This window comes from Azospirillum sp. B4 (genome assembly GCF_000333275.1).
In the GTDB taxonomy this organism is placed as follows: domain Bacteria; phylum Pseudomonadota; class Alphaproteobacteria; order Azospirillales; family Azospirillaceae; genus Nitrospirillum.
In genome coordinates this window covers 1-11,382 of record NZ_BACU01000694.1, presented here as the reverse complement: position 1 = coordinate 11,382, position 11,382 = coordinate 1, and the positions used below count along the sequence as shown (strand labels likewise).

The 11,382-nt window shown below is 67.3% G+C and carries 13 protein-coding genes and 1 riboswitch; of the genes, 6 read left to right on the top strand and 7 right to left on the bottom strand.

What is annotated here, in order from left to right; translation table 11 throughout:
* Positions 1 to 165: 165 nt before the first annotated feature.
* From I55_RS39400 to I55_RS31215, 4 genes are all read left to right on the top strand, one after another.
* Positions 166 to 303 carry a hypothetical protein gene (locus I55_RS39400; RefSeq protein ID WP_307718738.1) on the top strand — a complete coding sequence of 46 codons (138 nt, stop codon included), beginning with the start codon at positions 166 to 168 and terminating at the stop codon, positions 301 to 303.
* A gap of 423 nt (positions 304 to 726) precedes the next feature.
* Positions 727 to 1,245: a hypothetical protein gene (locus tag I55_RS31225; protein ID WP_148294072.1), complete on the top strand. Its 519-nt coding sequence runs from the start codon at positions 727 to 729 to the stop codon at positions 1,243 to 1,245.
* A 126-nt stretch (positions 1,246 to 1,371) separates the two neighbouring features.
* Positions 1,372 to 1,791, top strand: a complete 420-nt coding sequence (locus I55_RS31220; protein WP_044564633.1) for a putative toxin-antitoxin system toxin component, PIN family — start codon at positions 1,372 to 1,374, stop codon at positions 1,789 to 1,791.
* Complete coding sequence (locus I55_RS31215; RefSeq protein WP_044564632.1) at positions 1,788 to 2,033, top strand: YlcI/YnfO family protein; 246 nt, start codon at positions 1,788 to 1,790, stop codon at positions 2,031 to 2,033. The genes I55_RS31220 and I55_RS31215 overlap by 4 nt, the downstream gene beginning before the upstream one ends.
* Before the next feature lie 168 nt (positions 2,034 to 2,201).
* Here I55_RS31215 and I55_RS31210 read toward each other — a convergent pair whose 3' ends face one another.
* The 7 genes from I55_RS31210 to I55_RS33725 all read right to left on the bottom strand — a co-directional run bounded on the left by I55_RS31210 (position 2,202) and on the right by I55_RS33725 (position 9,587).
* Positions 2,202 to 3,371 carry an aminotransferase gene (locus tag I55_RS31210; RefSeq protein WP_044564637.1) on the bottom strand — a complete coding sequence of 390 codons (1,170 nt, stop codon included), beginning with the start codon at positions 3,369 to 3,371 and terminating at the stop codon, positions 2,202 to 2,204.
* 184 nt (positions 3,372 to 3,555) lie between these two features.
* Positions 3,556 to 3,939: a hypothetical protein gene (locus tag I55_RS33730; protein ID WP_049974679.1), complete on the bottom strand. Its 384-nt coding sequence runs from the start codon at positions 3,937 to 3,939 to the stop codon at positions 3,556 to 3,558.
* A 237-nt stretch (positions 3,940 to 4,176) separates the two neighbouring features.
* Positions 4,177 to 5,730 carry an aminomethyl-transferring glycine dehydrogenase subunit GcvPB gene (gene gcvPB, locus I55_RS31200; RefSeq protein ID WP_044564631.1) on the bottom strand — a complete coding sequence of 518 codons (1,554 nt, stop codon included), beginning with the start codon at positions 5,728 to 5,730 and terminating at the stop codon, positions 4,177 to 4,179.
* A complete protein-coding gene (gene gcvPA / locus I55_RS31195) occupies positions 5,730 to 7,073 on the bottom strand; it encodes an aminomethyl-transferring glycine dehydrogenase subunit GcvPA (protein WP_044564630.1) in 1,344 nt (447 codons plus the stop codon). The genes gcvPB and gcvPA overlap by 1 nt, the downstream gene beginning before the upstream one ends.
* A complete protein-coding gene (gene gcvH / locus I55_RS31190; RefSeq protein WP_044564629.1) occupies positions 7,073 to 7,447 on the bottom strand; it encodes a glycine cleavage system protein GcvH in 375 nt (124 codons plus the stop codon). The genes gcvPA and gcvH overlap by 1 nt, the downstream gene beginning before the upstream one ends.
* 80 nt (positions 7,448 to 7,527) lie before the next feature.
* On the bottom strand, positions 7,528 to 8,637 hold the full coding sequence (gene gcvT, locus I55_RS31185; protein ID WP_044564627.1) for a glycine cleavage system aminomethyltransferase GcvT: 1,110 nt from the start codon (positions 8,635 to 8,637) through the stop codon (positions 7,528 to 7,530).
* A 210-nt stretch (positions 8,638 to 8,847) separates the two neighbouring features.
* Positions 8,848 to 8,954, bottom strand: a riboswitch (glycine riboswitch).
* Positions 8,955 to 9,086: 132 nt separating this feature from the next.
* Positions 9,087 to 9,587 carry a hypothetical protein gene (locus I55_RS33725; protein ID WP_049974678.1) on the bottom strand — a complete coding sequence of 167 codons (501 nt, stop codon included), beginning with the start codon at positions 9,585 to 9,587 and terminating at the stop codon, positions 9,087 to 9,089.
* Positions 9,588 to 9,903: 316 nt separating this feature from the next.
* Between I55_RS33725 and ispH the strand changes: the two genes are divergently transcribed.
* Positions 9,904 to 10,854, top strand: a complete 951-nt coding sequence (gene ispH / locus I55_RS31175; RefSeq protein ID WP_044564626.1) for a 4-hydroxy-3-methylbut-2-enyl diphosphate reductase — start codon at positions 9,904 to 9,906, stop codon at positions 10,852 to 10,854.
* Positions 10,851 to 11,382 (top strand): methylated-DNA--[protein]-cysteine S-methyltransferase (locus I55_RS38810; RefSeq protein ID WP_064742562.1); only part of this gene is annotated, 532 nt, incomplete at its 3' end. The genes ispH and I55_RS38810, both read left to right, overlap by 4 nt.

Genomic DNA, 11,382 nt, shown 5'->3' with positions numbered 1-11,382 from the left:
GCTGGCCCTGGGCGATCCGGCCCGCCGTTGAGCGTGACACCATTTTCCGCGTCAACAGCCTGTACGCCCTATACAAGGCGGTGGAAAGCGGCCTGGGCATCGCGGCCATCCCCGACTACATCATTTNCGAGAGCAACCCCCGACCTGGTCCGCATCCTGCCGGACGTGACGGGACCACGCATCGACGCCTACTTCGTCTATGCCGAGGAACTGCGCCATTCCAAGCGCATCGCGGTCTTCCGCGATTTCCTGGTGAAGAAGGTCGCGGAAACATTCCCAGCGACGCATGCGCCAGGCGCATAGCTGGAGCAGCTAATCACCCCTTTAAACGGGGCATCAAAAGATTAAATATTGGCCATCGGATGTTGCGACGCAGCATCCGATGTTTCCTCCAGGATGCCCGTCCTGGAGTGGGCCTTCGGGCCCAACGTCTCCCAGACGTGAAGCCTCCCTGTTCAACTCGCCGGTAAGTCTTCGACTTACCGGCAGTTTTTTTACTAGGTGCTTCTGATTACCCCATTGGGGTTACCCCCGGGACTTTCGCGGATCGCGATCCTGGGCGCTCTGGTTTTATTTGCCTGATCCAATCCAACCGTCACGCGTCCCTGCCGGGATGAGGGCGGACCCTTGCCGTTTTGCGTCCGCGCCGGGCCCTTAGCAAAAAGCCCGCATGACTTGGGACGCTGATGAAAGACGTCTCAAGAACGAACGGGATGGAAGACGACAATGACTGGTCCAGCAACCTGGGGCGCGACAACAGTCGCCCGTTTCCCTTTGCAAATTCAGAATTCAAATCTGCGTCTACTGCATGACTATTGGGATATCGTGCGCGGCGACCGCGCTTTTCCCCGTAGTGACGAGGTCGAGGTGGTGGATCTGCCCATTTCGCCAGGTGCCGTGATGCTGGTGGACGTGGCCCCCAACCAGATGGCCTTCACCGTCCACTGGGTTGGCACCGACTATGTGCTGTGGCTGCGCCGTGATTCCACCGGCATGCAGTTGGAAGACCTGCCCCCCACCCCCAATTCCGTGCCGTTCGCCGAAATGCTGCGCCGCTGCGCCGACAATGGCCTGCCCCAGACGCGTGGCCTGCCCGCCATCCCCTTTCTGAACGTTCCCGCCGCCGACCTGGTGGTCCTGCCCCTGGGCGGCGCCCCCCGGACCGGCACGGACGGCAAGGTCAGCCGCCTGCTGGTCGGATGCGCCTTCGACCGCAAGCGCCGCGGCCTGCAGGTCGTCGGCTGATTTTTTTTGCGCCGCAGCTGGTAGCGCTACCGCCATTCTGACTTTAAGCGGATTTGCGATCCGGCATGGTACCGTATATAGTACCACCGCTTAATGGCGGCTCGTGAAGCGTGACCCAGGGGCAGGATGCGCGTCGTCTTCGATACCGACGTCATGGTGGCCGGCCTGGAAAGCGCCAGCGGTGCATCACATCAACTATTGCTTCGGGTTGGACGGGGCGAGCTTCGGCCTCTTCTCTCCACCAGCCTGGTCCTGGAATATGAAGCCGTTTTGACACGGCAGGCCTACCTTCAGCGTACCGGGTTAACGGCAGAGGATATCCAGGCCGCCTTGGACGATCTGATCCGATTGTGTCATCGGGTATCGATCCAAATCCGATGGCGGCCTTCCGCGAGGGATGCGGATGACGACCATGTGTTGGAAACGGCCCTGAACGGCGGCGCCGACGTGATCGTGACCTTTAATCAACGCGACCTGAAAAAAGCGGGAGAGCGCTTTGGCCTGCCAGTCCTCCGGCCAGGTGAGTTGCTCAGGAGGTTGAAATGACGAATGTGAATCTCCGACTGCCCGATAGCACCCACGAAGCGGCTGTAAGGCGCGCCAAGGAGGAGGGGGAATCCCTCAACGCTTTCATTGTGCGGGCGGTGACGGCACAACTCGCCTCAACCGGCGAAGCGGATCGCTATTTCGAGCTGCGATCGGCCAGGGCCAAGCCCGGCGCATTGCTAGAGATTCTCGGCAAGGCCAGGGGTGACGCCCCGCCCCGTCCCGGGGACGAAGTGGGCTAAATCAATAGCATTTGATCGTGACCTCTCAAATGCCCCTCAACCGTCGGGCGGCCACATCCGTGGCCTCGGCTTCCTTGCTGCGCCCTACGGTGCTCGCTCCGGCGGACGCGGTCGCGTCCTACAGCGGCACGAGTTAAAATCTCGTGCCGCTGGTATAAGCCCCACACGTCACCGGCCGAAGAACTCCTTCAGGCGCATGACGGCGCTGTCCAGGATGGCGTCCTGCTTGGAGAAGCAGAAGCGGATCAGGTGGGTGGGTGCCCCTTCCTCATAAAAGGCGCTGACCGGGATGGCGGCCACGCCGGCATCGATCGTCAGGCGACGGCAGAAGGCGGCGTCATCCTCGCCTGGGCGCAGGCCGCGGGCGCCGGTGATGTCGGCCACCACGAAATACGTGCCCTCCGATGGCAGCACCGGCAGGCCGGCCGACGTCAGGCCGGCCGATAGCCGGTCGCGCTTGGCCTCCAGCGCCGCCGCCAGCAGGCCGAAATAGGCGTCGTCCTTGGCCAGGCCGTAGGCCACCGCCGCCTGCAGGTTGGGCGGGGTGGTGAAGGTCAGGTACTGGTGCGCCTTGGCCACCGGCTGCAGCAGCGCGGGCGCCGCCGTGACATAGCCCACCTTCCATCCCGTCAGCGAGAAGGTCTTGCCGGCGGAGCCGATGCGCAGCGTGCGCTCCCGCATGCCGGGCAGGGCCATCAGCGGCGTGTGGCGGCGGCCGTCGAACACCAGGTGCTCGTAGACCTCGTCGCACACAGCCAGGCAGTCATGGGCGATGATCTGGTCGGCCAGCAGGTGAAGCTCTGCCGCCGTCCACACCTTGGCGGCTGGGTTCAAGGGATTGTTCAGCACCACCAGCTTGGTGCGCGGGCTGAAGGCGGCGGCCAGTTCGTCCGGGTCCACCGTCCAGCCCGGCGGCCGCAGGGGCACGAAGCGGGGAATGCCGCCCGCCCGCCGGATGATGGGGACATAGCTGTCGTAAAGCGGCTGGAACAGCACCACCTCGTCCCCCGGTTCGATCAGGCCGAACAGGCAGGCGCCCAACGCCTCGGTGGCGCCGGAGGTGACCATCACCTCCCGCTCCCAGTCCACGTCCAGGCCGTAGAAGCGCGCCGCGTGGGCCGCCACGGCCTGGCGCAGCGCCGGCAGGCCCATCATGGGGGGATACTGGTTGTTGCCCTCCAGCAGCGCCCGGGCGGCCACCTGCAGCACATCCTCCGCCCCCCGGTCGTCGGGGAAGCCCTGACCCAGGTTGATGGCGTTGTGCGTGGCCGCAAGCCGCGACATGGCCTCGAATATGGTGGTCCCGTATCCCGACAGGATGGCGTTACCCGATCGCACCAACGTTCCTCCCCGACCCTTATCACGCACCTTGTCCGCTCCAGGCGCGACGCCGGACCCGAGCCATGCGCGACGCCATCGTCCCGGTCAATTGAGGAATGGTCAAGGCGTTGAAAAGACTAAGGCCGAAGCGTCGTGTTCACGCTTCGGCCCCAGACATTGGTTTCAGGACGGCGCGGAACGCTCAAGCGTTGCCGGCCGGGGACCGCAGGGCAAGGGCGGCGACGCTGTCGTTGACCGCCACGTCGTTGGCGGCGGCCAACGCCGCCGGCACCTTCACGTGGGCATGCTGGGCGGCACGGTGACGGTGGCGCCAGGCGTCAAAGCGGCCGAACAGCGGGCGCACCAGCCGGGGGGCGTGGTCACGGGCCCGCACATAATGGCGACGGGCGGAGACCGAACTGCGCAGGACCATCAGGCCACCCACCGCCAGCAGCGGCGTGGAGACCGGGCCCGGGATGGGCAGGGACAGCACGCCCAGGCCCATGACCAGCCAGCCGGAAGCCTGCAGCGCCGGACGGCGCAGGCGGGCGATCTCAACCCTGGGCAAGCTGGCGACGGTCAACATTTGGGAGGATCCCGGTGGCAAGGTCGCGGCGCCGGATCGGCCGCGTGATGAGTGATGCCGGGAGATTTGGCCGAAATTGCGATGGAAGCTAGGCCCCCCTGGGGCAATGCCGATTTGTGTGCGTTGCAACCCATTTGGGTAAGCCAACCGAGTGGTCAAAGAAAAAGGGCGAAACCCAAGGATTCCGCCCTTTTCCAATGACGCTGCCGGGCCAAGGTGGGCGGCCCGACCATCCACTTACGCCGCAGGCGGCGTCCAGCGCAGAACTGGCTTGCGCGCCGCGGCAGTCTCGTCGAGACGGCGGCGGGGGGTGTAGCGGGGGGCCGCCAGGAAGTGGGCGGCGTCGCCCGCCTTGGCCTTGCCCGCCAGATGCCGCATGGCGCCGACGAACTGGTCCAGCGTGGCCTTGGACTCCGTCTCCGTCGGCTCGATCAGGAAGGCGCCATGCACGACCAGGGGGAAGTACATAGTCATGGGGTGGAAGCCCTCGTCGATCATCGCCTTGGCGAAGTCCAGCGTGGTGACACCCGTGTCCTTCAGGAAGCGATCGTCGAACAGGGCCTCATGCATGCAGTAGCCGTCGAACGGCACGCTCATCAGGTCCTGCAGCCGCGCCTTCAGGTAGTTGGCGTTCAGAACGGCGTCGCTGGAAGCCTGGCGCAGGCCGTCGGCGCCATGGCTCATGATGTAGGCCAGGGCGCGGACGAACATGCCCATCTGGCCGTGGAAGGCCTTCATGCGGCCGAAGGGCTTGGCATCCCCCTCCACCTCGCCCGCATGCTCCACCAGGCGGAAGCCATCGGCCCCGTGCACCACGTAGGGCAGCGGCGCATACGGGGCCAGCGCGTCCGACAGGACCACCGGGCCGGAGCCCGGGCCGCCGCCGCCGTGTGGGGTGGAGAAGGTCTTGTGCAGGTTGATATGCATGGCGTCCACGCCCAGGTCCGCCGGGCGCACCCGGCCGACGATGGCGTTGTAGTTGGCGCCGTCACAGTAGAAATAGCCGCCGGCGGCGTGCACCGCGTCCGCGATCTCCTTCACCTGGGGCTCGAACAGGCCGCAGGTGTTGGGGTTGGTCAGCATGATGCAGGCGACGTCGGGGCCCAGCTTGGCCTTCACCGCCTCGACGCTCACACGGCCGTTGGCCTCGGCCGGGATGGCGTCCACGGTGAAACCGCAGAAGGCCGCCGTGGCCGGGTTGGTACCGTGGGCCGACTCCGGCACCAGCACGCGGGTGCGGCTGGTTTCACCCCGGGCCTGCAGGGCGGCGCGGATGGCCATCAGGCCGCACAGCTCGCCATGGGCGCCAGCGGCGGGCGACATGGCGACCGCCGGCATGCCGGTCAGGGTCTTCAGCCAGTGGGCCAGCTGGTCGATCAGTTCCAGGGCGCCCTGGACGGTCGACTGCGGCTGCAGCGGATGGATGTCGCTGAAGCCGGGCAGGCGGGCCAGCTTCTCATTCAGGCGCGGGTTGTGCTTCATGGTGCACGAGCCCAGCGGGTACATCGTGCTGTCGATGCCCAGGTTCTTCTGGCTGAGGCGCGTGTAGTGGCGCACCACCGTCGGCTCCGACAGGCCGGGGAGGCCGATGCCGGCGCGCGCCTTCAGGCCGCCCAGGCGGCTGGCGACGGCCGGCGCCGCCTCCAGGTCCACGCCGCTGACGCCAGGATTGTCCAGTTCGAAGATCAATGGCTCTTCATGCACCAGCGCGCGGTTGCCCGTGTAGGTGCCCGCCTCGGTGGCGGCCGCCGATTCGACGTCGGGCGTGGTCTTGCGTCCTTGGGTGTTCATCACTGCTGGCCTCCCAGGGCCTGGACCAGGGCGTCCATGTCATCTTCGGTGGTGGTCTCGGTCACCGCCACCAGCAGCAGCCCGGCGAGTTCCGCCTGGCCAGGGTAAAGGCGGGAAACGGGCACGCCAGCCAGCAGCGGTTCCGCCGCCAGCGTGTCGACCAGGGCGGCGGCGTCGCCCTTCACCTGTATGGTGAACTCATTGAAGAAGCCGTCGTTCAGCACGGTCACGCCGCCGGCGGCCAGCTTGTCCGCCAGTTGCACGGCCTTGGCGTGGTTGAGCCTGGCCAAGCCGGTGAAGCCCACCTCCCCCAGCAACGACAGGTGCATGGTGAAGGCCAGCGCGCACAGGCCGGAGTTGGTGCAGATGTTGGACGTGGCCTTCTCACGGCGGATGTGCTGCTCCCGGGTGGAGAGGGTCAGCACGAAGCCGCGCTTGCCGTCGGCATCCACCGTCTCGCCGCAGAGGCGGCCCGGCATCTGGCGCACGAACTTGTCGCGAGTGGCGAACAGGCCAAGGTAGGGCCCGCCGAAGTTCAGGCCGTTGCCGATGCTCTGGCCCTCGGCCACCACGATGTCGGCGCCCATGGATCCGGGCGACGGCATCAGGCCCAGGCTCACCACCTCGGTCACCGCCACGATCAGCAGGGCGCCCTTGGCGTGGCAGGCCTCGGCCAGCGGGGTCAGGTCGGCGACGTGGCCGAACAGGGTGGGGTTCTGCACGACGACGCAGGAGGTCTTGTCGTCGATGGCCGCCACCAGGTCCTCGACGCCCTTGGGGTCGGCCGGCAGGGTCACCAGGTCCACGCCCAGCACGCCGGTGGTGGTGGCCGTGACCTCGCGGTAATGCGGATGCAGGCCGCCCGACAGCACGGCGCGGTTGCGGCGCGTGACGCGGTTGGCCATCAGCACCGCTTCGGCGCAGGCCGTGGCACCGTCATACATGGAGGCGTTGGCCACATCCATGCCGGTGATCAGCGCCACTTGGGTCTGGAACTCGAACAGGTATTGCAGGGTGCCCTGCGTCACCTCGGGCTGGTAGGGCGTGTAGCTGGTGAGGAACTCACCGCGCGTCAGCAACTGATCCACCGCCGCCGGCACATGATGGCGGTAGGCGCCGGCGCCCAGGAAACTGGGGCAGCTGCCGGCGGGCACATTGCGGGCCGCCAGGCGGGACAGGGCGCGTTCAACCTGCAGCTCGCCCTGGTGGGGCGCCAAGCCGGCGATGGGCTGGCTCAGGGTCGCCGCCCCGGGAACGTCGCCGAACAGCGCGTCCACCGATGGGGCGCCGATGGCCGCCAGCATGTCCTGCCGGTCAGCCTCGGTCAGGGGCAGGTAACGCATCAGTGCTGACCTTCCACGAAGGCGTCGTAGGCGGCCTGGTCCATCAGGCCGTCCAACTGCGCCGGGTTGGCCAGCGTCATCTTGAAGAACCAGCCCGCACCCTGCGGGTCGCTGTTGACCAGGGAGGGGTCTTCGACCACGGCCTGGTTGCCCTCGACCACCGTGCCGTCCACCGGCGCGAACACCTCGCTGGCGGCCTTCACCGATTCCACCACGGCCGCGTCCTTGCCCTTCGCCAGCGCGCGGCCGGCTTCGGGCACCTCGACGAACACGACGTCGCCCAGCTGGCCCTGGGCGAAGGTGGTGATGCCGACGGTGGCGACGTCGCCGTCGACGCTGATCCACTCATGGTCTTCGGTGTAACGGATGGTCATGGTTCTGCTCCTCGGGGGAAAGGCTATCATGCAAGGGCGGGGCAAGGGCGGGCGGGTATCATTCCGGACCCGGAATGGAATCAGCCACGGTAATAGCGCTGCGGCACGAAGGGCAGCGCGGCCACCTTGGCCGGCAGCGCCTTGCCGCGCACGATCAGCGACAGGGGCGTGCCCACGGCGGCGTTGGCGGCGCTGACATAGCCCATGGCGACAGGGGCGTTGGCGCTGGGGCCGAAGCCGCCGGAGGTGACCTCACCCACCGTCTGGCCGCTGGCGTCCTGAATTTCGGTATGTTCACGCGCCGGGGCCCGACCTTCCGGCTGAATGCCGACGCGGTAGCGCGTGGCGCCCTCGGCCAACTGGCGACGGACGACGGCGTCGCCGGGGTAGCCCCCCTCCTCCCGCCGGCGCTTGGAAATGGCCCAGGTCAGGCCGCCTTCCACCGGGGTGGTGGTGGTGTCGATATCGTGGCCGTAAAGACACAGGCCGGCCTCCAGCCGCAGGCTGTCGCGGGCGCCCAGGCCGATGGCCGCTACCTCGGGCTCCGCCAGCAGCAGGCGGGCGACTTCCTCGGTGCGGTCGGGGGCGATGCCGATCTCATACCCGTCCTCGCCGGTGTAGCCGGAGCGGGTGATGCTGACGGGAATGCCCTTCAGGCTGGTGGTCACCACCGACATGAAGGGCATGGTGGCGACGTCGGGGATGAAGCGGGCCAGCACGGTGGCGGCCACGGGGCCCTGCAACGCCAGCAGGCCCCGGTCGTCGCCCAGGTACTCGACCTCGATGCCGGGCAATCCCGCCTTCAGGTGGGCGATGTCCTGCGCCTTGCAGGCGGCGTTCACCACCAGGAACAGGTGGTCGCCCATGTTGGCGATCATCAGGTCGTCCAGGATGCCGCCCTGGTCGTTGGTGAAGAAGCTATAGCGGACACGGCCCTGCTTCAGGGCCTTCAGGTCGCCGGGTAGCAGCTTTTCCAGGGCGTCCACGACGCCATCGCCGCGCAGGATGACCTGGCCCATGTGCGACACGTCGAACAGGCCGGCCCTTTCCCGGGTGTGCAGATGTTCCTTCAGCACGCCCAGGGGATACTGCACCGGCATGTCATAGCCGGCGAAGGGCACCATCTTGGCCCCCAGCTCGCGATGCAGGGCGTTCAGGGGCGTGGTGAGGATGGGCGAATCGGTAGACATGCCAAGGACTCCCGGCGGACGAGTTTCCCCCCGCACGGACGGATTCCATGCAGGGCTCGCCCCCCTCTGTCCCGGACCCTGAGAGATTCACGGGCAATGGGTATCCCGCTTACTCCGTCGGTGGGCTTTGGCCTCGAACATCCTCCGCCACCCTGTTGTAAGGATGGCGCGCAGGCGTTCCTGTGAGGCCGGGCCGCTTTCCAGATGCGCTTCTTTCTCGCGGTCCTTTTGCCTGAGAGTTTCCGGGGGCGGTTGCTCCTTCGGCGCCGGTCCTCGATGGGAGGTCCCAAGGGACCGGTCTCTCCCGCGAGATGTCATCAGCTTCGCACGCGCACCCTAATCCAAGGCTGCCTAAAAAGTAAAGGCGGGCCGCTGCCCCGCGACCCGCCTTCCCCTTAAGCTCACCGGCCCTGGCGCCCCTGCCCGGCCGGTGAACCGTGCGCGACGCCTTACTTGCCGGCCGGTGCCGCCGGCGGCACCGGCGGCTTGGAGTTGAAGCGGATGTTCGCCTCCAACTGCTCCGGCGTCAGCTGGAAGCCCACCAGCACCTCGTAATAGCGGCCGTCAACCTCGGGGTTCAGCGGGATGAACTGGGTCAGGCGTTCCACCGAGCCGGCGCTGCCGCCACTGACATCCAGCGTGACGTTGTAGGTCTGCTTCGTCAGGATCTTGCGGTCGGCGTCGGTGACGGCGACGAAATAGGTCAGCGGCAGCGGGCCGCCGGTATAGGCCGGGCCGGTGCTGGCGCCCAGGCGCAGGTCCTCCGTCATGGTCACGCCCTTCTCGCCATACTGGCAGCGGCCCTCGATGTTGGGCATCACCGCGGTGTAGCTGAGCTGACCGTTGGCGCCGGGGACGCCCACCGACGAGGCGTCGCGCACGATGGCCACGGTCGGGCAACCGGGACGGTAGCCGACGTTCTTGTTGGCGCACGCCGCCAGCGACAGCATGAGAGGCATCCCCAAAAGCAGGGCCAGGCGGCCGCGGGTGCCTTTCCTGGTGGGCGAACCTATATTAGTGTCCGTGTGGATGTTCATTGAAGCGGGGCTCGTCTGGAGTTGGACGCCGGCCGGCGTCGGGGCCCCGCGACAATAGAGAAGCAGCCATACCGGCACAAGACATCGCCTGCGCCGTCCCTATATTGAAGGGCGGCGAGATTTAACGCATCGGCGCTGGCGGTCCGCCAACACGCCGTTTTATGATCCGCCGCCTTGATCAGCCCCGCTCCCGGGCGGGCTTACCGGAACCCGAGTAGACCCAATCGCCATGACCAAGCCGACGCTCAACATCCTCCTGGCCTCCCCGCGCGGTTTCTGCGCCGGTGTGGACCGCGCCATCCAGATCGTGGAGGTGGCGTTGCAGCGGTATGGCGCGCCGGTCTATGTGCGGCACGAAATCGTGCACAACCGCTTTGTCGTCCAGGGCCTGGAGGCCAAGGGCGCCATCTTCGTGGAAGAGCTGGATGAGGTGCCGGACGGCCGCCCCGTCGTCTTCTCCGCCCATGGCGTGCCCAAGTCGGTCCCGGCCCAAGCCGAGACCCGGCACATGCTCTACCTCGACGCCACCTGCCCGCTGGTGTCCAAAGTCCACCGGGAAGCGGAGCGCCACCATGCAGACGGCCGCCAGATCATCCTGATCGGCCACGCCGGCCACCCGGAGGTGGTGGGCACCATGGGCCAGTTGCCCAACGGCGCCGTGCTGCTGGTGGAATCGGAGGAGGATGTGCGCACGGTCCAGGTGGACGATCCCCTGAACCTGGCCTTCGTCACCCAGACCACCCTGTCGGTGGACGACACGGTGCAGATCGTGGCCGCGCTGAAGGCCCGTTTCCCCGCCATCGCCGGCCCGCGCAAGGAAGACATCTGCTACGCCACCACCAACCGTCAGACGGCGGTGAAGGCCATCGCCGAGAAGGCGGACGCCATCCTGGTGCTGGGCGCGCCCAACAGCTCCAACTCCATGCGCCTGGTGGAAGTGGCGGCCAAGCATGGCTGCACCAACTCCATGCTGGTGCAGCGCGCCACCCAGATCGACTGGTCCCTGATGGACAATGTGAAGATCCTGGGCATCACCGCCGGCGCGTCGGCCCCCGACATCCTGGTTCAGGAGGTCATCGAGGCCTGCCGCGAACGCTATGACGTCCAGATCGAGGAAGTCGTGACGGCGGTGGAGAACATTACCTTCAAGCTGCCCCGGGGTCTGGCCGCGGCGGAATGACGGCCCGCGCCCACATCCTGTTCGACACCGTCATCGGCGCCTGCGCGCTGGTGTGGGGGCCGGGCGGCATCGTGGGCGCGCAACTGCCGGAAGGCGGCGCTGAGCGGGCCGAGGCCCGGCTGGCGCGGCGCTTCCCCGGCGCCAGGGCGGCCGGTGAAGCCGATCTGCCGCCTGTCATCATCGAAGCCCGGGCCCGCATCCGGGCCCTGATGGCGGGTGGGGCGGTGGACATCACCGACATCCCGCTGGACCTGTCCGGCCTCGATCCCTTCGCCCTCCGCGTCTATGCCGTCACCCGCGCCATCCCGCGTGGGGAGACAGTGAGCTATGGCACGGTGGCCAGCCGCATCGGGGCGCCCCGGGAAGCGGCGCGGGCGGTGGGCCAGGCCCTGGGCAACAACCCCATTCCCATCCTGATCCCGTGCCACCGCGTGCTGGCGGCCGGCGGCGGCACCGGCGGCTTCTCCGCCCGGGGCGACAGTCGACACCAAGTTCCGCATCCTGGCCATCGAACAGGCCCGGACGAAA

What these genes read in the sequence shown, in the direction of transcription:
- ispH (WP_044564626.1), top strand. Translation starts at nt 9,904, where the DNA reads ATGACCAAGCCGACGCTCAACATCCTCCTGGCCTCCCCGCGCGGTTTC.
- I55_RS33730 (WP_049974679.1), bottom strand. Translation starts at nt 3,939, where the DNA reads ATGTTGACCGTCGCCAGCTTGCCCAGGGTTGAGATCGCCCGCCTGCGC.
- gcvPA (WP_044564630.1), bottom strand. Translation starts at nt 7,073, where the DNA reads ATGCGTTACCTGCCCCTGACCGAGGCTGACCGGCAGGACATGCTGGCG.
- gcvH (WP_044564629.1), bottom strand. Translation starts at nt 7,447, where the DNA reads ATGACCATCCGTTACACCGAAGACCATGAGTGGATCAGCGTCGACGGC.
- gcvPB (WP_044564631.1), bottom strand. Translation starts at nt 5,730, where the DNA reads ATGAACACCCAAGGACGCAAGACCACGCCCGACGTCGAATCGGCGGCC.
- I55_RS33725 (WP_049974678.1), bottom strand. Translation starts at nt 9,587, where the DNA reads ATGCTGTCGCTGGCGGCGTGCGCCAACAAGAACGTCGGCTACCGTCCC.
- I55_RS31215 (WP_044564632.1), top strand. Translation starts at nt 1,788, where the DNA reads ATGACGAATGTGAATCTCCGACTGCCCGATAGCACCCACGAAGCGGCT.
- gcvT (WP_044564627.1), bottom strand. Translation starts at nt 8,637, where the DNA reads ATGTCTACCGATTCGCCCATCCTCACCACGCCCCTGAACGCCCTGCAT.
- I55_RS31220 (WP_044564633.1), top strand. Translation starts at nt 1,372, where the DNA reads ATGCGCGTCGTCTTCGATACCGACGTCATGGTGGCCGGCCTGGAAAGC.
- I55_RS31225 (WP_148294072.1), top strand. Translation starts at nt 727, where the DNA reads ATGACTGGTCCAGCAACCTGGGGCGCGACAACAGTCGCCCGTTTCCCT.